This is a genomic window from Musicola paradisiaca NCPPB 2511 (assembly GCF_000400505.1).
GTDB lineage: Bacteria > Pseudomonadota > Gammaproteobacteria > Enterobacterales > Enterobacteriaceae > Musicola > Musicola paradisiaca.
Map to the genome: position 1 here is coordinate 2,520,746 of NZ_CM001857.1, position 17,926 is coordinate 2,538,671.

General features: G+C 54.6%; 18 protein-coding genes. 6 read left to right on the forward strand and 12 right to left on the reverse strand.

Going from position 1 to position 17,926, the window contains the following annotated elements; all coding sequences use genetic code 11:
* Positions 1–44: 44 nt before the first annotated feature.
* Positions 45–1,007, forward strand: coding sequence for a sugar-binding transcriptional regulator (locus tag DPA2511_RS11085; protein ID WP_015853852.1), 963 nt, complete (start codon positions 45–47; stop codon positions 1,005–1,007).
* A gap of 131 nt (positions 1,008–1,138) precedes the next feature.
* Here DPA2511_RS11085 and ruvC read toward each other — a convergent pair whose 3' ends face one another.
* The 4 genes from ruvC to aspS form a co-directional block, all read right to left on the reverse strand.
* The gene (gene ruvC, locus DPA2511_RS11090; protein WP_015853853.1) at positions 1,139–1,660 is read right to left on the reverse strand and encodes a crossover junction endodeoxyribonuclease RuvC; all 522 of its coding nucleotides are present in this window, start codon (positions 1,658–1,660) and stop codon (positions 1,139–1,141) included.
* Between the two features lie 40 nt (positions 1,661–1,700).
* Positions 1,701–2,444, reverse strand: a complete 744-nt coding sequence (locus DPA2511_RS11095) for a YebC/PmpR family DNA-binding transcriptional regulator (RefSeq protein ID WP_015853854.1) — start codon at positions 2,442–2,444, stop codon at positions 1,701–1,703.
* Between the two features lie 142 nt (positions 2,445–2,586).
* A complete protein-coding gene (gene nudB, locus DPA2511_RS11100; RefSeq protein WP_023638323.1) occupies positions 2,587–3,030 on the reverse strand; it encodes a dihydroneopterin triphosphate diphosphatase in 444 nt (147 codons plus the stop codon).
* 1 nt (position 3,031) lies between these two features.
* Entirely contained in the window at positions 3,032–4,837 is a 1,806-nt protein-coding gene (aspS, locus tag DPA2511_RS11105; protein ID WP_015853856.1) for an aspartate--tRNA ligase, read from the reverse strand.
* A gap of 295 nt (positions 4,838–5,132) precedes the next feature.
* On the opposite strand from aspS, the gene DPA2511_RS11110 reads away from it, so the two are divergent.
* Complete coding sequence (locus DPA2511_RS11110; RefSeq protein WP_015853857.1) at positions 5,133–5,945, forward strand: DUF72 domain-containing protein; 813 nt, start codon at positions 5,133–5,135, stop codon at positions 5,943–5,945.
* 239 nt (positions 5,946–6,184) lie between these two features.
* Here the strand turns inward: DPA2511_RS11110 and DPA2511_RS11115 are convergent, their stop codons facing one another.
* The 5 genes from DPA2511_RS11115 to DPA2511_RS11135 are packed head-to-tail and all read right to left on the reverse strand — an operon-like array spanning position 6,185 to position 10,536.
* Positions 6,185–7,429: an ATP-grasp domain-containing protein gene (locus DPA2511_RS11115; RefSeq protein ID WP_023638324.1), complete on the reverse strand. Its 1,245-nt coding sequence runs from the start codon at positions 7,427–7,429 to the stop codon at positions 6,185–6,187.
* Positions 7,426–8,364, reverse strand: coding sequence for an EamA family transporter (locus DPA2511_RS11120; protein WP_015853859.1), 939 nt, complete (start codon positions 8,362–8,364; stop codon positions 7,426–7,428). Before DPA2511_RS11120 ends, DPA2511_RS11115 begins: the two co-directional genes overlap by 4 nt.
* Before the next feature lie 3 nt (positions 8,365–8,367).
* Positions 8,368–9,027, reverse strand: a complete 660-nt coding sequence (locus tag DPA2511_RS11125; protein ID WP_015853860.1) for a YggS family pyridoxal phosphate-dependent enzyme — start codon at positions 9,025–9,027, stop codon at positions 8,368–8,370.
* Positions 9,024–9,587, reverse strand: a complete 564-nt coding sequence (locus DPA2511_RS11130) for a phosphoribosyltransferase family protein (RefSeq protein ID WP_015853861.1) — start codon at positions 9,585–9,587, stop codon at positions 9,024–9,026. Before DPA2511_RS11130 ends, DPA2511_RS11125 begins: the two co-directional genes overlap by 4 nt.
* Before the next feature lie 10 nt (positions 9,588–9,597).
* The gene (locus tag DPA2511_RS11135) at positions 9,598–10,536 is read right to left on the reverse strand and encodes a cysteine synthase family protein (RefSeq protein ID WP_015853862.1); all 939 of its coding nucleotides are present in this window, start codon (positions 10,534–10,536) and stop codon (positions 9,598–9,600) included.
* Between the two features lie 888 nt (positions 10,537–11,424).
* Between DPA2511_RS11135 and DPA2511_RS11140 the strand changes: the two genes are divergently transcribed.
* The 3 genes from DPA2511_RS11140 (at position 11,425) to cmoB (ending at position 13,667) form a co-directional block, all read left to right on the forward strand.
* Positions 11,425–11,820 carry an MAPEG family protein gene (locus DPA2511_RS11140; RefSeq protein WP_015853863.1) on the forward strand — a complete coding sequence of 132 codons (396 nt, stop codon included), beginning with the start codon at positions 11,425–11,427 and terminating at the stop codon, positions 11,818–11,820.
* A 135-nt stretch (positions 11,821–11,955) separates the two neighbouring features.
* Entirely contained in the window at positions 11,956–12,699 is a 744-nt protein-coding gene (gene cmoA / locus DPA2511_RS11145) for a carboxy-S-adenosyl-L-methionine synthase CmoA (RefSeq protein ID WP_015853864.1), read from the forward strand.
* Positions 12,696–13,667: a tRNA 5-methoxyuridine(34)/uridine 5-oxyacetic acid(34) synthase CmoB gene (gene cmoB / locus DPA2511_RS11150; RefSeq protein WP_015853865.1), complete on the forward strand. Its 972-nt coding sequence runs from the start codon at positions 12,696–12,698 to the stop codon at positions 13,665–13,667. Before cmoA ends, cmoB begins: the two co-directional genes overlap by 4 nt.
* Positions 13,668–13,752: 85 nt before the next feature.
* Here the strand turns inward: cmoB and DPA2511_RS11155 are convergent, their stop codons facing one another.
* From DPA2511_RS11155 to DPA2511_RS11165, 3 genes are all read right to left on the reverse strand, one after another.
* Positions 13,753–14,013, reverse strand: coding sequence for a hypothetical protein (locus tag DPA2511_RS11155; RefSeq protein ID WP_015853866.1), 261 nt, complete (start codon positions 14,011–14,013; stop codon positions 13,753–13,755).
* Positions 14,014–14,329: 316 nt separating this feature from the next.
* Positions 14,330–15,094 (reverse strand): copper homeostasis protein CutC, encoded by a 765-nt coding sequence (gene cutC, locus DPA2511_RS11160; protein ID WP_015853867.1) that lies wholly within the window; start codon positions 15,092–15,094, stop codon positions 14,330–14,332.
* Between the two features lie 349 nt (positions 15,095–15,443).
* Positions 15,444–16,016, reverse strand: a complete 573-nt coding sequence (locus DPA2511_RS11165; protein WP_015853868.1) for a VOC family protein — start codon at positions 16,014–16,016, stop codon at positions 15,444–15,446.
* 166 nt (positions 16,017–16,182) lie between these two features.
* Between DPA2511_RS11165 and argS the strand changes: the two genes are divergently transcribed.
* Positions 16,183–17,913, forward strand: coding sequence for an arginine--tRNA ligase (gene argS, locus DPA2511_RS11170; protein WP_015853869.1), 1,731 nt, complete (start codon positions 16,183–16,185; stop codon positions 17,911–17,913).
* Positions 17,914–17,926: the final 13 nt, after the last annotated feature.

The following is a 17,926-nucleotide window of genomic DNA, read 5'->3' on the forward strand; positions in this document are numbered from 1 at the left end:
ACGACCTGGTGCCTCACTGCAACCCTACAATGGCGAGTTAACCCATGAGTGAATTCGATTCAGACAGCGAACTGCTGACGGAAATTGCCGTCGCCTATTACGAAAACGAACAGACGCAAGAAGAGATCGCCAGCCGTTTCGGTATCTCCCGCATCAAGGTCGGGCGCCTGCTGAAACGCGCGCGCGCGGAAGGTATCGTCGAAATCAATGTGCGCTACCACCCGGTTTTCAGTTCGCAGATCGAACAGCAGTTCATCCGGAGTTTCGGCATCAAACGCGCGCTGATCGCCCTCGACCATCACGATGAAGAAGAACAACGTCAGCAGGTGGCGTCGTTGGTTTCCACCTACCTGTCCAGCATCATCAAAAACGGCATGACGGTTGCGGTGGGGCAAGGCCGCAACGTCGCCGCCGTCGCCAGCCATGTCGGCGTCTTTCCCGAACGGCAGTGCAGGTTCATTTGCGGCATCGGCGGCACCAAACGCGACGGCGAGCTGATCGACGCCGACCACATCAGCCGGCATCTGGCGCGCAAGTTCAACGCCAGCAGCGAAACCCTGTACGCCCCGGCCTACGTGGAAAACTCAGCGATGAAAGCCGCCTTCATGCAGAACCGCTTGATTAGCGAAACGCTGGATCGCGCCAGCAAGGCGGACATCGCGCTGGTGGGGTTGGGGGACATGAACGAAAACAGTTTTATGGTGCAACTGGGCTGGTTTACCTCGCAGGAGATCATCACCGCACGCCAGGAACAGGGCGTTGTCGGCGATATCGCCGGTTATTCTTTCCTCGATATGCAGGGCACGCCGGTGGACACCGTGATGAACGACCGGGTGATTGGGCTCAGCCCGGAACAGTTGCGCAAAATCCCCTGCGTCATCGCCATCGCCGCCGAGAATACCAAGGCCACCGCGATACTGGCGGCTTTACGCTCCGGGATTATCGATGTGATCGCCACCAGCGCCAGCAATGCCCGCACGGTGCTGAACCTGGAACAGGCGAAATAGCGCTGCTGAAAAGCGGCCGCGCATGGCGGCCGATGGGAAACCGATGATCGGGCCTCGCCCCTGACCTGACGAGCGACGCCCACGGCGCCGAGGGGATAGCGAGGAACATCGACCGTCAACGCCATCGACTATCAACGCAATCGACCGCGCGCCAGCGTCAGCCGGTCGCTACCGATACGGGTGAGGTTTTGGCTGAAATGGCAATGGGTGATGGCGATGGCCAGCGCATCCGCTGCGTCCGCCTGCGGGTTGGCGGGCAGTTTCAGCAACGAGCGCACCATGTGCTGCACCTGGCTTTTCTCCGCCGCCCCGGTGCCGACCACCGTCTGCTTCACCTGCCGGGCGGCGTATTCAAACACCGGTAACGACTGGTTAACCGCCGCGACTATCGCCGCGCCGCGCGCCTGGCCCAGCTTGAGCGCCGAGTCGGCGTTACGCGCCATGAACACTTGTTCAATCGCCACGCAGTCCGGCTGGAATTGGGTAATGATTTCGCTGACGCCGGCAAAAATCAGCTTTAACCGGCCGGGGATGTCGTCCACCACCGTGCGGATACAACCGCTACCAAGGTAGCTGATTTGCCGGCCTTGTTGACGCACCACGCCATACCCCGTGATGCGCGAACCGGGATCAATGCCGAGAATAATACTCATCGTCACGCTCCCGGTTCACCGTGGCAGGGATCGCACGCCATTACAGCAGCGCCGCTACCTCGTCGGAGATCTCACCGTTGTGGTAAACCTCCTGCACGTCGTCGCAGTCTTCCAGCATATCGATCAGCCGCATCAGTTTCGGTGCGGTTTCCGCATCCATATCCGCCCTTGTGGACGGGATCATGGAGACTTCGGCGGATTCAGCCACAAACCCGGCGGCGTCCAGCGCATCCTTCACCTGGCCGAAGGTTTCCCACGGCGTGAAGACATCGATCGCGCCGTCGTCGAAGGAGAGCACGTCGTCAGCGCCCGCTTCCAGCGCCGCATCCATCAGGGTGTCTTCGTCCAGGCCCGGTGCGTAGGAGATCACGCCCTTCTTGCTGAACAGATAGGCTACCGAGCCGTCGGTACCGAGGTTGCCGCCGCATTTGGTAAACGCATGACGCACTTCGGACACGGTACGGTTACGGTTATCGCTCAGACATTCCACCATCACGGCGGTACCGCCGGGGCCGTAGCCTTCATAAATGATGGTTTCCATGTTGGCGTCATCATCGCCGCCCACGCCGCGGGCGATGGCGCGGTTCAGGGTGTCGCGCGTCATGTTGTTGGTCAGCGCTTTATCGACAGCGGCGCGCAGGCGCGGGTTGGAGCCGGGATCGCCGCCGCCCAGCCTGGCCGCCGTCACCAGCTCACGAATAATTTTGGTGAAAATCTTGCCGCGCTTGGCATCCTGCGCCGCTTTACGATGTTTGGTGTTGGCCCACTTACTATGACCTGCCATAAAAATCTCCGAAAAAGGCCTGTATCCCCGTGATCCCCCACGCGATTGTTGCGTCGGTTCCGTCGCTTACCCCGGTGTGTTTTGATAAACCACCGACGTTCCGCCCGGTCGCCGCCTTAACATCACGCGGGTGCCACGAAGGTCAGGCTGGACAAATAACAAATTCTTCAATCGCCTGCCGGTTGCTCCAGGATATGGTCAACCGAGCCGCCGCCGGGGCATCCAGCCACTGGTAAGCAAGGTGTTCACTGATGATCACCTCACGTTCTGTTGGCAACGCCAGACAGAACCAGTGCTCCAGATTGTGCGTTACGCCCGGCGCGTAGCGACGTCTTAAATGAGCAAAAAGCTCGAATTCCACACTGCGATGGCAGTCAATCAGCGGCAACGCCTCGGCGGCGATATCGATATCGACTTCTTCCTTTACTTCACGCAGCGCGGCACACCTTGCGGTTTCGCCCGCCTCCAGACTGCCAGTGACCGATTGCCAGAAGCTTGGGTCATCACGGCGCTGAAGCATCAGCACCCTGCCGGTATCACGGGCGTAAATCACCACCAGAACCGATACGGGGCGCTTATAGTTCATCTCAATGATTCTCTGAGCCATTCTCGGCGGCATCCTGCGCCGCTTTGCCCTTGCCCACCACCGCGATGGAGAGCTCTTCCAACGCCGCCGGATTGGCGAAGCTCGGCGCTTCGGTCATCAGACAGGCAGCCGCGGTGGTTTTCGGGAAGGCGATAACATCGCGAATGTTGTCGGTGCCGGTCAGCAGCATCACCAGACGATCCAGCCCGAAAGCCAGACCGGCGTGCGGCGGGGTACCGAACTTGAGCGCGTCCAGCAGGAAGCCGAATTTTTCGCGCTGCTGGTGTTCGTCGATGCCGAGAATGCGGAACACCGTCTGCTGCATCTCACCGTGATGAATACGCACTGAACCGCCGCCGACTTCGTAGCCGTTCAGCACCATGTCGTAGGCGTTGGCGATAGCGGCGGTCGGGTTGGCCGCCAGCTCGGACGGCGCCATATCGCGCGGGGCGGTAAACGGATGGTGCATCGCCGCCAGGCCGCCTTCGCCGTCGTCTTCAAACATCGGGAAGTCGATGACCCACAGCGGCTGCCAGCTGTTTTCGTTGGTAATTTTCAGGTCGCGCCCCAGTTTCAGACGCAGCGCGCCCAATGCATCCGTCACCACTTTGGCGCTGTCGGCGCCGAAGAACAGGATATCCCCGTCCTGCGCCGCGGTGCGATCCAGCAACGCCGCCAGAACCGCCTCACTGAGGAACTTGGCGACCGGGCTCTGCACGCCTTCCAGCCCTTTGGCCTTCTCGTTGACCTTGATATAAGCCAGCCCCTTGGCGCCGTAGATTTCGATGAACTTGGCGTATTCGTCGATCTGCTTACGGCTCAGCTGGCCGCCGCCCGGCACGCGAATCGCCGCCACACGGCCTTTTGGATCGTTGGCCGGGCCGGAGAACACTTTGAAATCGACATCGTTGAGCAGGTCAGCGACGTCCACCAGTTCCAGCGGGTTACGCAAGTCCGGTTTGTCGGAACCAAAGCGACGCATGGCTTCGGCGAAGGTCATGATCGGGAAGTCGCCCAGATCCACACCGTTGATCTCCAGCCACAGTTCGCGCACCAGTTTTTCCATCACTTCACGCACCTGCGGCGCGGTCATGAACGAGGTTTCCACGTCGATCTGGGTAAATTCCGGCTGACGGTCGGCGCGCAGGTCTTCGTCGCGGAAACATTTGACGATCTGGTAGTAGCGGTCAAAACCGGACATCATCAGCAACTGTTTGAACAGCTGCGGCGACTGCGGCAGCGCATAGAATTTGCCTTTGTGCACGCGGCTCGGCACCAGATAGTCGCGGGCGCCTTCCGGCGTGGCTTTGGTCAGCATCGGGGTTTCGATATCAAGGAAACCGTGGCTGTCCATAAAACGGCGCACGAAGCTGGTGATGCGGGCGCGGGTTTTCAGGCGCTGGGCCATTTCCGGACGGCGCAGATCCAGGTAGCGGTATTTCAGCCGCGCTTCTTCGGTGTTGTTCTGGTTGGAGTCCAGCGGCAGCGGCTCGGCGCGGTTGATGATGCTCAGCGCGGAGGCAAACACTTCCACCTCGCCGGTGGCCATGTCTTTATTGATTTGGCTATCAGGACGAGCACGCACGGTGCCGGTCAGTTGGATGCAGAATTCGTTGCGTAGCTCGGAAGCCAGCGTGAACGCATCCTGACGATCCGGGTCGAAGAACACCTGCACCAGACCTTCGCGGTCGCGCATGTCAATGAAGATCAAACCACCCAGATCACGGCGGCGGTTAACCCAGCCGCACAGCGTTACTTCCTGGCCCACGTGGGACAAATTCAACTGCCCGCAATATTCAGTACGCATTACGATGTCCTTTTACACCGCCGCCGATCCCATCACGCGCGCCTGTCGGCGGCGAATTGAGGCTGTCAGGCTGGTCGGCATGATTTTTCTGGAGTTGTGTCCAATAAAAAAAGGGGAACATTATAAAGGCATTTCCCCCTCGCAATAAATACGATGGTAGCGGTCTGTACGCCGCCCCGCACACACTTTTTTGTTTTTTTCCTGCGTTTGGCTGCCGGCTACACAATTGCGGGGTATGATGCCATCAACCTGTTACATTCGAGCAACACCTCAGAAACCCTCGGAACGGAACGTTATGTACATCGGTTTACCGCAATGGCAGCACCCGGCATGGAGCCGACTGGGTTTGCACGACCTGGCGGATTACGCCCGTTATTTCAACTGCGTCGAAGGCAACACCACCTTTTACGCCCTGCCCGCCGCCGAGTCGGTACTGCGCTGGCGTGACATGACGCACGATGCATTCCGCTTCTGTTTCAAATTCCCCGCCGTTATCAGCCATCAGGCCGCGCTGCGCCACTGCCAGCAGCCGGTGGCGGAGTTTTTCCGCTGCATCGAACCGCTCGGCCCAAGGCTGGGGCAGCTCTGGCTTCAGTTACCGGCGGCGTTCGGCCCGGATCAGCTAGAGGTGCTGTGGCAATTTATGGCGGCGTTGCCGACGGGGTTCAGCTACGGCGTGGAGGTGCGTCATCCGCTGTTTTTCGCCAAGGGGGATGCCGAAAGGCACCTGAATCAGGGATTGCATCAGCGTGGTATCAACCGGGTGATCATGGACAGCAGACCGGTTCATCACGCGCAACCCACCAGCGATGCGTTGCGGGACGCCCAGCGTAAAAAACCGAAGGTGCCGTTGCATGTGGTTCGTACCGCCGACGAACCGCTGATCCGTTTTATCGGCAATGAAGACCCGGCGGACAACCTGCGCTGGTTCACGCCCTGGATCGACAAACTGGCAGCATGGCGGGCGCATTCCCCCTATCTGTTCATCCATACCGCCGGTACCGCCAGCGCGCCGGCATTGGCGCAAGCGTTATGGCCGCAGCTCGATGCCGCCATTCCCGGCCTGCCGCCCTGCCCGGACTGGCCGCAGCAGTCGTCGCTGTTTTGACCGGTAGCGACGCAACGGCGCCACAATGCAGGATTTCGCGCCCTCCCGGTCGGCTTGCGAAGGGGCTTCACGGGGAAACCGAGCGGCGTCGGAGCAACATGCCCGCCACGCCGTTCTCCGTATATTCATGCCGGGTTGCCACCCGTCACATTCAAGCGGTGGTGATATCAGGCCGTGGTGATATCAGGCGCGTAGTCCCAGGTGCGTAGTATCAGACATGTCGTTCCAGGCTTGTCATCTCAGGCGTGTTGATAATAAGCCCCGGCGGATTCCAGCCCGCGAATGGTTGCGTAATCCTGCCAGAGTTGCTCTTTTTGGTGGCTGACTAAGTAGACGGTGCCAGGCTGGCTGAAAACATCTTTAGTCTGCTCGACGTTATTGCCGTCAGCGACATACATTTCCACTTTTTTGAACGAGCCCAATGTCTGCAACTGCGACACAGACCCATCCGGTGCGAAAACAGCCTGTTCAGGGCTGATCAGGCAGACATTAAAGGAATGGTTTTTCAGCCGATAATAGGGCGCAACCGTCAGCGCCATAAATTTTTCAGGGTCGGTAATCGCTATCGCGGTTGCGAGGAGTTGACCAAGCCCCGTGGTGACGCACGCGACATCGGGCCGTAAGATGCCGTCGCTTCTGGCCGCAATTTCAACCAGACAAGGCCCATCGGCCGTTAGCATGACTTCGGCATGGCTGGGGCCGTTTTTAATCCCCAGACACGCGCACACACCTCGGGTATAGTCCGCCAGCGCGTTGAATTCCGGATAAGACGCATCAATAATTTCATCGATATCGTAAACAATATTGCCTGAATCCAGCTTTTTCTTATGATACTTAACCATTTCCGTCACCAGAATATTCCCGGCGAGCGACACAAAATTCACCACATATTCAGTCCCCTTCAGATATTCCTGAAAAAGAACTGCCTCATTAATAATATTAAGCTTATTTTTCTTTTTGGATATTTGCTCAAATGCGCGTTGTGTCTCTTCACGGCTATTACAAATAAACACGCCGTCCGAACCTGCACTTTCCAGCGGTTTTAACACGACCGGATAATGTTGAGCATCAAGCCATGCTTGTGCATCTTGCCATGTACTGACGGCTATTTGCTGCGCCGCTTTCAGGCCGCCCGCCCGGAGTGTTTCGATCATATCGAATTTATTGCGTCGCGCCGACGTTTTGGCAAAATCATTTTGATAAGGCAGCGCCAACGCATGATTTAATTGGTCTGCTAACATCACGCCGCTTTCAGCGCCAGCGATAATAACCTCGGCGCCGAATTTCTTAATAAAGGCCAGCGTTTGATCCATAACATCATGAACCAGTGCGTTTTCATAAATAGAAAAATCAAAACCATTATAATAATAATCATCCAGCTGCGCGCTGGATGAAATATGAACCAGCTCACAGCCTCTATGGTGTAATTCTTTAGCAATAAATTTTCCCGATGAAAAACCATCGACCACCGCCACTTTTTTCATTTTGCCTCCTGTTTATTGCCCATCTGAAATTTACTTGCCCCTAACACCACCAGTAAAATAAGGATGCCGACGACCGCAGTAATACTTTCCCAGGAGATAAAAATACGTTGATCAATAAACTGAAAGGCTAATGTAAAGACCGGCAGCAGCAACAACAATAAAGACACATGTATCGGATCCAGAACACTGATGGAGCTCTGTATCAAAAAGATAGGAATAATATGCCCGATAACCGACAACGCCAGGACGATCATAAAGAGATCAGTGCCTGGCCATAGTGAAATTTGACTCACCGAGCAATAAACCAACGCGGAAAATAGCATTAACACATTTCTAAACCCTAATATCTCATAGGATTTCCAGCGCTTTTGACTTAAATCTTTTGAGAAAAAGGTATACAGAACCGTGCCGATTGCGCTGGATATCACACAGATAATCCCGATGGTTCGTTCAAGATGCGTCGTATTCGTCACCCCGCTTTTTCCCAGATAGGAATTGAGAAGCATCGCAATGACACCGGCCATCACCGCCCATGCGACAACGGATTCCAGCTTGGTTGGCGTCGAGGCCCCGGTGATGAAATAGCGTGAAATAATAATGGTTAATGCCGGCCCACAGGCAACGGAAGCGATCCCGACCACCGCCGGTTCAAGGTATTTCAGCGAAATAATCAACCCGCCCCAATTAAGCAACACGGCAACATTCACCCACAACAGGAGCGGAATGCTGGTTTTGACTTTTTGGAGATAACCCTGGCGGTTCTTTACCACCGACAGCGTAATAAAAAACGCCATTGACAATATAAAACAATAAACAATGAATACAGCTGGATTCAGGCGCTGGGTGATATTCGCCACGAAAACATCAAAAGCCGCACTAATGATGCAAAAGACCACCCCAAAAACCACCCCGATGAGCACGCTATTCTTATTCATGCGTTATGACCTTTCGCCAAATATGGCGCTACCAACCCGAACCATCGTCGAGTTATAGCACAACGCGAGTTTATAATCATTACTCATTCCCATACTTAATTGTGGGAAATGGTATTTCTCAGTAATAGCGCTCATCTGACTGAAATAGACACTGACATCCTTTTCGTTAGGCGGTATACACATTACCCCTTCAATACAGATATTATCCAGACGGGAGACATGAGCAAACACATCGTCAAAGTCATTAACACTGACGCCGCTTTTTTGTGGCTCATCGCCGATATTTATCTGGATAAATATTTTTTGCGTTTTACCCAGCGATTTTGCGCAGGATGAGATCTTGTCAGCTAACGACGCTCTATCGACAGATTGAATCACATCAAAAAACTCTACAATTTTGGCGACTTTTCTCGATTGTAAACCACCAATAAAATGTAACTCCAGATCCTCATATTGATTTCTGAGTGCGTCCCATTTATTTATCGCTTCATCAACCCGGCTTTCCCCAAAACAGCGGTGGCCTGCATGGATTAATGGCTGTATTTTATCCATGGTGTGGAATTTAGACACCACCAACAACCTCGCCGCTCTGGAAACCGCCTCAACCGACGCTTTGATTCCCAGATAGTTATCTAATGCTTCCTCATTGCTATACTTCATCATTTCACCACAGTGACTTTATCTGCTGTGACATGGATCTTCAAAATAGACGTAATCTCATGACCGGTTTGTGTTCTGACTTTTTCCCGCCCGTGGTTTTGTATTTTTTCTACCGCACAAATGATCTTTTCAATTTTCCCGCCTGCATTTTCGACCGCATTGACTAATGAGATCACGGCGCCCCCTGTACTTAAGGTATCATCAATCACAATAACGCGGTCGCCTTGATTAATACCATTCAAATACATTTTCCCTTCAAAATATTCTGATTTAATCTCAACGACATTATTATTAAGCTCGCTAAGACTATAGGGATACCATCTCGCCATGGCTAACGGCTTCCCGGTCAGCAATGATAGAGTGGTCGCTAAAGGTGCGCCTTTATCTTCTTCCGTAATGATTTTGTCAAAATCGATATTGAGGTGTTTTAATATCTCATACGCCACTTCCATAAGCACCTGTGGCCTTAATGCCGGGAGTTGGTCAGTAAACTCATTCACCGTCGTCAACGACTTCCCTGAATTCACCACTCTGGCTTGGGTATAAATTTCCTTTAATAACATGCCATCGTCCTTACTTTGAATATTCCGGATAAATACCATCCCAGCGGCTCTTATACTTCCAGGCGCTGTCAAAAAATAATGTAACTATGATTTTATTATGGATATCTTCCATCAAGCTTTCGCTCATCACAATATTCGAACCACACGTAGGGCCGATACCCAATCCATTGCTGTCGATAAACGCCCGCATTCTCTCCCAGGCAAGCTCGCCATTAACCACTTTAATTTCATCGATTAAATCCAAATCGGTATTTATCGATAATACCCCCGCGCCCAACCCCATTAAATTGTGGCTATGGTGCTTAAACGTGATGCCCTTCCTTTTCGCATAGACAGGGGCTGATTTATCCACTTCAATCCCTATCGTTTTAATATCAGGGTATGCTTGTTTTAAAACCTTAGCGATGCCGGAGAATGTTCCCCCGGTGCCAATTGAGCAGACAAAATAATCAGGGCTTACGTCTTTTTCTCGTAACTGAGCAATAATTTCCTGGCCGCAGGAAAACCATGCTTTCATATTTAACGTCGTCCCAGCCTGATTGAGATAAAACGTATTCTGGTTGGTCTCAACATAGTTAAGGGCGGCTTCAACCGACCCATTCAGAAATTTCTCCTTGGGGGTTTCTACGACGGTGCCGCCAAACATTCTGATCTGTTCAAGCCGTTCCGCCGTCATACCTTCAGGCATGAACACAACCACACGATAGCCTTTCTGCTGCCCTATCCACGCTAACGCTGCGCCGCCATTTCCCGTGGAGCAATCAACCAGCGTCATTCCTGGGGCGATTTTATTTTCGCGTTCAAGCGTATTAATAATATGCAGAAACGTCCTGTCTTTATGACTACCGGTCGGATTCTGGAATTCACATTTAGCAAACAACCTATTCCCATTGAACGCTAAATTTGATAGTTCCACTAGTGCCGTATTTCCTATATCGCACAATTTCATGCAACCATTCCTAATAAATCAAGACGAAAGATGAAAGATAACCATCCATTTAATAACCACAGCTATTTAATAACTACAGCTATTTAATAACCACAGCCATTTAATGGCCATTTGATAAATACAGCCATTTAACGAACATAGCCATTTAATAAAAATGGCTGTTAAATAAAAACGATGATCACGCAAAAACACTCATCGCATAAGAAATCATCACGTAAAAATCACTGAATAAAAATAGCCATCCAATACGCATATTACCAGCCTGAATTTGATACTCTTATTCAAAAAACGAGTCAAGCGTATTTTTATAATTCATACATTCGTCATTAATCATTACTTAGGCGTCTATTTATTCCATCCCGTATAATCAATAAATCACAATAAGCATCTGGGTATTACTCGCATTAAAAGCAGCAATATTTTATTTATCATGTCGTTTTTTAAACATTGCGCGTTTATTCGTGATGAATAGTTTATTTATTACCATAGGATTTTCTTATTTTTATTGCATGATATTACAGCCATTATTTCCCAACATGATCACAACAGAATTAACAATAAAATAAAAATCTCCTTTTCATCATTAACAACGTCATTCTGAATTTACCCCGGTGAATCCACCTGTCGGTGAATAATGTTATTTCTAAACGAAGATAAAAATGGCATCGAGAGGCGGGTTAGCCGGCATTGATATCCGCCATATTTCGCATTGCAGATGCGCGGGCCGCCTGTTTGAGCATGTCGATTTTTATTACGCCAGAGCCGCCGGGATGACTCCTTTCTCCACGAAAAATCACCTACAATGTGCGCGCCTGTTTTATGCGGTGTCAGTCCGACGCCCCGGCTTTCGGCGCTGCGGACATGTTTGGTCAGGGAGTGGAGTGTAATATGGTCAGTGCGCTCTATGTGGTACTCGGCGCAATCTTGTTAATCAAATTGTCGATAGATGTGGTGAAGCTGCGGATGCAGTACCGTGTGGCGTATGGCGATGGCGGTTTTTATGAACTGCAAACCGCGATCCGCGTCCACGGTAACGCAGTGGAATACATCCCTATCGGCGCCATTATGCTGGTGCTGATGGAGATGAACGGCGCCTTAAACGCCATGGTTCATCTGTGCGGCATTCTGCTGATGCTGGGTCGGCTGTGTCATTACTATGGTTTGCGGCATCGGGAGTTCGGTTGGCGGCGTTCCGGTATGGCGGCCACCTATGTGTCGTTGGTGCTGATGGTGGTGTTCAATCTCTATTATTTGCCCTGGGAGCTGGTGTTTACGCTGCGATAACCGCGTTCGCCAGCAGCAGGAATACGCAACATCTGCGACGGTAAGGGCGCCCCCCCTTACCGTCTTTCGTTCATCAACCGCCGCACTTTCTGCTAGAATGCGCCCCTGTTCTTTTCCTGTGTGCTTGTTTCCGCTATGTCAAACCGCGATATGCTTTTTTCCGCCCCCATCGCCAACCTGGGCGACTGGACTTTTGATGAGCGCGTCGCTGAAGTCTTCCCCGACATGATTCAGCGCTCCGTGCCCGGCTACTCGAATATTATTTCCATGATCGGCATGCTGGCGGAACGCTTCGTCCGCCCGGATAGCCGGGTTTACGATCTGGGCTGCTCGCTGGGCGCCGCGACACTGTCAATGCGCCGCAACATTCATGTCCCCGGCTGTCGGATTATCGCCGTCGACAACTCGCCCGCCATGGTGGAGCGTTGCCGTCGCCATATCGAAGCCTTTCGCGCCGACACCCCGGTGGATGTGTGCGAAGCCGATATCCTCGACACCGACATCCATAATGCCTCGCTGGTGGTGCTTAACTTCACCTTGCAATTCATCACGCCGGAGCAGCGTTTGCTTCTGCTGCGCCGTATCTGGCAAGGGTTGCGCCCCGGCGGCGCGCTGGTGCTGTCGGAAAAATTCAGCTTTGAAGACGCCGCCATCGGCGAACTGCTGTTCAATATGCACCTGGATTTCAAACGCGCTAACGGCTACAGCGAGCTGGAGATCAGCCAAAAACGCAGCATGCTGGAAAACGTCATGATCACCGACTCGGTGGAAACCCACAAAGCCCGGTTGCGGGAAGCCGGTTTCGCCCACAGCGAAGTCTGGTTCCAGTGCTTTAACTTCGGCTCGCTGGTGGCGATAAAACCCGAGGACGCCGCATGATCGATTTCGGCCGTTTCTATCAGCAGATCGCCATCGGGCCGCTCAGCCATTGGCTGAATACGCTGCCTGCCCAAATCAGCGAGTGGCAGCAGTCCTCACTGCACGGCGGGTTCAGGCAGTGGCTCAATTCCGTGGAACATCTGCCGGCCTTAACGCCAGATCGGCTCGAGCTGGTCGATGGCGTTAGCGCCGCCATGGATACGCCGCTGTCCGAAGGGCAACGTCTGGGCATCGAGCGCTTGCTGCGCAACCTGATGCCATGGCGCAAAGGCCCGTTTTCGCTCTATGGCGTCGATATCGATACCGAATGGCGTTCCGATTGGAAATGGGATCGCGTTGCGCCGCACATCAGCCCGCTACAGGATCGGCTGATTCTGGATGTCGGCTGCGGCAGCGGCTATCACCTGTGGCGCATGATTGGCGCCGGCGCCCGCATGGCCGTGGGTATCGATCCCACCCAACTGTTCCTGTGCCAATTTGAAGCGGTGCGTAAATTGCTGGGCGATGACCCGCGTGCGCACCTGCTGCCGCTTGGTATCGAGCAGTTGCCGGCGCTCAATGCGTTCGACACCGTGTTTTCCATGGGCGTGCTCTATCACCGCCGTTCGCCGCTCGATCATCTCTGGCAATTGAAAAACCAATTGGTCTCCGGCGGCGAATTGGTGCTGGAAACACTGGTGGTGGAAGGTGACGAGCATTGCGTGCTGGTGCCGGGCGAACGTTACGCCCAAATGCGCAACGTCTATTTCCTGCCGTCGGCGGCGGCACTCACTCAGTGGCTGGAGAAATGTGGTTTTTGCAATATCCGCGTCGTGGATCAAGGCGTAACCACCGTGCAGGAACAGCGCCGCACCGACTGGATGATCAGCGAGTCGCTGGCCGATTTTCTCGACCCCGCTGACCACAGCAAAACGGTGGAAGGCTACCCGGCACCGTTGCGAGCGGTGCTGGTGGCGCAGAAGCCATAAAAAATGCTGGCCGTCATCGGTAAATGGCGGCCAGACCGGTGAAAAAGGCGCTACTCCTGCGCCATACGCAGAATACTGTTGCGACTTATGCGTTAGCGGTTTTAACGATGAGGTTGATGGCCTCTTCTTCGGTCATCGTTCCCTGCTGAATATCAGCCGGGATCTCTTCACCGTTGGTTTCATTTAATAACACGGTGTGCCCGGCGGTATGCAATTCGCCGGAGACCGCATCACCCCGCTCAATATCGTAGTTCTCCTTTAATTTGGCGACGATAAACGCGCCATCAGGATCGCGGATAACGATGAAACCAATGCGATGTTCATGATGCACAACGATTCCACGCATAGCAGGATTCCTTATTCCACAGTGAGAGTGTTGAGCATAGCACCTGCCAGCGGAAATAAACGCTAAGTGCATAACAATTCATGCTTATGCCCTGGTTCTGTTGCGTTCTTCCGGCAATTACCGATTGCCGCGAAGCTGAAAAACCGCCGCCGCGGTAGTGAAAAAAAGCCCCGGCAACACGCCGGGGCCTGGTACTCGCAAGCAGACCGTAAGGGGAATGCTGCGCGGCAAACGTTTTCCGTCTCAACGGCCTGCGCGACGGCATCACCGCCGCCTGTTTGTGGCTGATGATTCGCCGCAACGACACCGACCGCGATCACCCGCTGGAAAGCGGAACATCAATGGATGACGGGCTCAGCGCATTCTTCATCGCTGCGACCATGTCGCCATCCACGCAATAGTGCTGGAACTCGTCCATATCGCCTTCACTACACAACGTCACCCCGACTTTGCGGTAACGCATCGGTGACGGCAACCAGCGCCCGGCCGAGCTGTGCACCTCCTGAATACCGCAATCGCGGAACTTGTGCAGGTTGGTCAAGCGCACGCCGGAGCCAGCCATAATGATTGGACTCCGGCTGACATCATTAAGTTCCCGTAATAGCCGCAATCCGTTTTCGGCGCTGGGTTGTTGGCCGGAAGTCAGCACGCGCGCCACGCCCAAATCCGCCAATTGATCAATCGCATGACGAGGATTGAGGCACATATCGAATGCACGGTGAAACGTCACCGCCAGCCCGCTGCAATGCGCCATCACCCGCCGCATCCGCAGCAGATCGATGTGGCCTTCCTCATCCAGCACCCCAACCACCAAACCGGGGAACCCCATTTCACGGATTTGGTCGATGTCATAAAGCATCGCGGCGAACTCACGGCTGCTGTAGCAGAAATCGCCGCCGCGCGGACGCACCATCGGATGAACCGGAATACTCAGCGTTTCCCGCGCCTGGCGTAGTACGCCGTAACCGGGCGTCAGACCGCCTTCCCGCAATCCGGCGCACAGTTCAATCCGATCCGCGCCAGCCTGCTCGGCCGTCAACGCGCAATCAATGCTGTAACAACACACCTCCAGTTTTGGCATACCTTCCTCCCACAAATATGGCCATTTACAGCGGTGATCACCACGCGCATCCTCGCGTGAAGCATGGTGGCCGACCGCTGTATCCGCCAGAAAATCAACATGATAAAAAAACCGGGCGTCCCGCTTGCGCGCAACACAGGCGCAAGGCGGCGACGCGGCGGGCGTTCCCACGGTCGCAGGCTATCGGGAATGTTTTTGATAGCAGGGAATCTGTCCCGGCTCACTATGGCATCGGCCCCGGCCTGAGGAAGAGAGCCGCATCACACTGGTTCGGGCATTTCGCGGCAAAATATGAGCCACGACACAATTTATCAGCCATACCATGCAGTTAAGCCTGAAAGCAGCGCGCTTATTTCTCACCCGCCGCGTCTTCATCCTGCTCGCTGGCGACGACGTCCTGGATCCTATACGGATGAAACTTGAGCGTGATGCTGCCGTTCGTCACCGCCAGCGTAGGATTGGGTAAACGTTCCTGTTCCCCCTGCGGATGGCTGAATTTCAGTTTGATACCCGGCGCTTGCAGCGCCTCGTCCGACAAGCATGCCAGCGCGCGCTGATGCAGCGTGGCCGGATCGCCGGGCAACACCAGTTCCACATGCTCCCAGCCTTCGTGCGGATAGTGACGGTTGCCGGGCCACGGCAGTTCCACGCAGTCGATCCGCCACGGCCCGACCGTGAGCGGCTGGTGCAAAGTGAACAGGCAGATGGGACGTCCGTTAATGGTCTTTTCTGACAGCAAGGTTCCGCTCGTCAGCAGCGCTTCGCGCCAGCGCTCCGCCGTGCTGTATTGGTGACAACGCAGCGCAAGGTGATCCGCCTGAAAATCCGCCAGATTCAGTTGCAGTTGCGCCGCCAACTGCCAGAGTTCGTTTTCAAAGCGGGAAAGATCGTCGCGTAATGATGCGGGTAGCAGTGCGGTCATGGGGTTCTCATCCGGGTAAAAAAATATGGGCGCCAATCTACACATTCCCCCCGAACGCCGCCATCTTTATTCCCTGTACAGCCGCGCCCGGCCGGGGTTGTGCTGCTGACGAGCCAACCTCTTTGTGATATAAAAGGCAGCTTATTTTGTCAATTAAGGTACCCCGGTGAATATTCAGGCTCTTCTTTCCGAAAAAGTCCGTCAGGCCATGGTTGCGGCGGGCGCGGGCGCTGACTGCGAAGCGATGGTTCGCCAGTCGGCCAAGGCACAGTTTGGCGATTATCAGGCCAATGGCATCATGGCTGTGGCTAAAAAACTGGGCATGCCGCCGCGCCAGTTGGCCGAACAGGTGGTGCAGCTGCTGCAACTGGACGGCATCGCCGCCAAAACGGAAATCGCCGGGCCCGGCTTTATCAATATTTTCCTCGACCGCCAGTGGCTGTCCGCGCAGCTGGAGCACGCGCTGAGCGCGCCGAAGCTGGGCATCGCCGGCGTTGAACCGCAAACCATCGTCATCGACTATTCCGCCCCCAACGTCGCCAAAGAGATGCACGTCGGCCATCTGCGCTCCACCATCATCGGCGATGCGGCGGTACGCACGTTAGCATTCCTCGGCCACAAGGTGATCCGCGCCAACCACGTCGGCGACTGGGGCACCCAGTTCGGCATGCTGATCGCCTATCTGGAAAAAGTGCAGAACGAGCACGCCGGCGATCTGGAACTCTCCGATCTGGAAGCCTTCTATCGGGAAGCGAAAAAGCATTACGACGACGATGCCGCCTTCGCCGAGCGCGCGCGCGGCTACGTGGTGAAACTGCAAGGCGGCGATGAATACTGTCGCACCCTGTGGCGCCGGCTGGTGGATATCACCATGAGCCAGAACCAGCGCAATTACGATCGCCTCAACGTCACGCTGACCAAAGACGATGTCATGGGCGAAAGCCTGTACAACGACATGCTGCCGGGCATCGTCGCTGATCTGAAAGCCAAAGGTCTGGCGGTGGAAAGCGAAGGCGCTACCGTGGTCTATCTGGAAGAGTTCCGGAACAAGGAAGGCGAGCCGATGGGCGTCATCATCCAGAAAAAGGACGGCGGCTACCTTTACACCACCACCGACATCGCCTGCGCCAAATACCGGTACGAAACGCTGAACGCCAACCGCGTGCTGTATTACATCGACTCCCGTCAGCATCAGCATCTGATGCAGGCCTGGACTATCGTGCGCAAAGCCGGTTACGTTCCGGATGCCGTCAGCCTGGAACACCACATGTTCGGCATGATGCTGGGCAAAGACGGCAAGCCGTTCAAAACCCGCGCCGGCGGCACCATCAAGCTGTCCGAGTTACTGGATGAAGCCTACGACCGCGCCCTGGCGCTGATTGCCGAGAAAAACCCGCAGATGGCGCGCGCCGAGCTGGAACAACTGGCGCAGGTGGTTTCCGTCGGCGCGGTGAAATACGCCGACTTATCCAAAAACCGCACCACCGACTATGTATTTGACTGGGATAACATGCTGGCGTTCGAAGGCAACACCGCGCCGTATATGCAATATGCCTATACCCGCGTGGCGTCCATTTTCAAACGCGCCGGGGTGGACGACGGCAGCCTGACGCAGCCGATCATACTGGATGATGAACGCGAGCTGGCGTTGGCGACCCGCCTGCTGCAATTTGAAGAAACCATCACTACCGTGGCCCGTGAAGGCACGCCGCACGTCATGTGCGCCTACCTGTACGATCTGGCCGGGCTGTTCTCGAGTTTCTATGAACACTGCCCGATCCTCAACGCCGACAGCGACAGCGTGCGTCAAAGCCGCCTGAAGCTGGCGCAGCTCACGGCGATGACGTTGAAAACCGGGTTGGACACGCTGGGTATCCAGACCGTCGAGAAGATGTAATCGTCACCGGGCC

What these genes read in the sequence shown, in the direction of transcription:
- DPA2511_RS11085 (WP_015853852.1), top strand. Translation starts at nt 45, where the DNA reads ATGAGTGAATTCGATTCAGACAGCGAACTGCTGACGGAAATTGCCGTC.
- ruvC (WP_015853853.1), bottom strand. Translation starts at nt 1,660, where the DNA reads ATGAGTATTATTCTCGGCATTGATCCCGGTTCGCGCATCACGGGGTAT.
- DPA2511_RS11095 (WP_015853854.1), bottom strand. Translation starts at nt 2,444, where the DNA reads ATGGCAGGTCATAGTAAGTGGGCCAACACCAAACATCGTAAAGCGGCG.
- nudB (WP_023638323.1), bottom strand. Translation starts at nt 3,030, where the DNA reads ATGAACTATAAGCGCCCCGTATCGGTTCTGGTGGTGATTTACGCCCGT.
- aspS (WP_015853856.1), bottom strand. Translation starts at nt 4,837, where the DNA reads ATGCGTACTGAATATTGCGGGCAGTTGAATTTGTCCCACGTGGGCCAG.
- DPA2511_RS11110 (WP_015853857.1), top strand. Translation starts at nt 5,133, where the DNA reads ATGTACATCGGTTTACCGCAATGGCAGCACCCGGCATGGAGCCGACTG.
- DPA2511_RS11115 (WP_023638324.1), bottom strand. Translation starts at nt 7,429, where the DNA reads ATGAAAAAAGTGGCGGTGGTCGATGGTTTTTCATCGGGAAAATTTATT.
- DPA2511_RS11120 (WP_015853859.1), bottom strand. Translation starts at nt 8,364, where the DNA reads ATGAATAAGAATAGCGTGCTCATCGGGGTGGTTTTTGGGGTGGTCTTT.
- DPA2511_RS11125 (WP_015853860.1), bottom strand. Translation starts at nt 9,027, where the DNA reads ATGATGAAGTATAGCAATGAGGAAGCATTAGATAACTATCTGGGAATC.
- DPA2511_RS11130 (WP_015853861.1), bottom strand. Translation starts at nt 9,587, where the DNA reads ATGTTATTAAAGGAAATTTATACCCAAGCCAGAGTGGTGAATTCAGGG.
- DPA2511_RS11135 (WP_015853862.1), bottom strand. Translation starts at nt 10,536, where the DNA reads ATGAAATTGTGCGATATAGGAAATACGGCACTAGTGGAACTATCAAAT.
- DPA2511_RS11140 (WP_015853863.1), top strand. Translation starts at nt 11,425, where the DNA reads ATGGTCAGTGCGCTCTATGTGGTACTCGGCGCAATCTTGTTAATCAAA.
- cmoA (WP_015853864.1), top strand. Translation starts at nt 11,956, where the DNA reads ATGTCAAACCGCGATATGCTTTTTTCCGCCCCCATCGCCAACCTGGGC.
- cmoB (WP_015853865.1), top strand. Translation starts at nt 12,696, where the DNA reads ATGATCGATTTCGGCCGTTTCTATCAGCAGATCGCCATCGGGCCGCTC.
- DPA2511_RS11155 (WP_015853866.1), bottom strand. Translation starts at nt 14,013, where the DNA reads ATGCGTGGAATCGTTGTGCATCATGAACATCGCATTGGTTTCATCGTT.
- cutC (WP_015853867.1), bottom strand. Translation starts at nt 15,094, where the DNA reads ATGCCAAAACTGGAGGTGTGTTGTTACAGCATTGATTGCGCGTTGACG.
- DPA2511_RS11165 (WP_015853868.1), bottom strand. Translation starts at nt 16,016, where the DNA reads ATGACCGCACTGCTACCCGCATCATTACGCGACGATCTTTCCCGCTTT.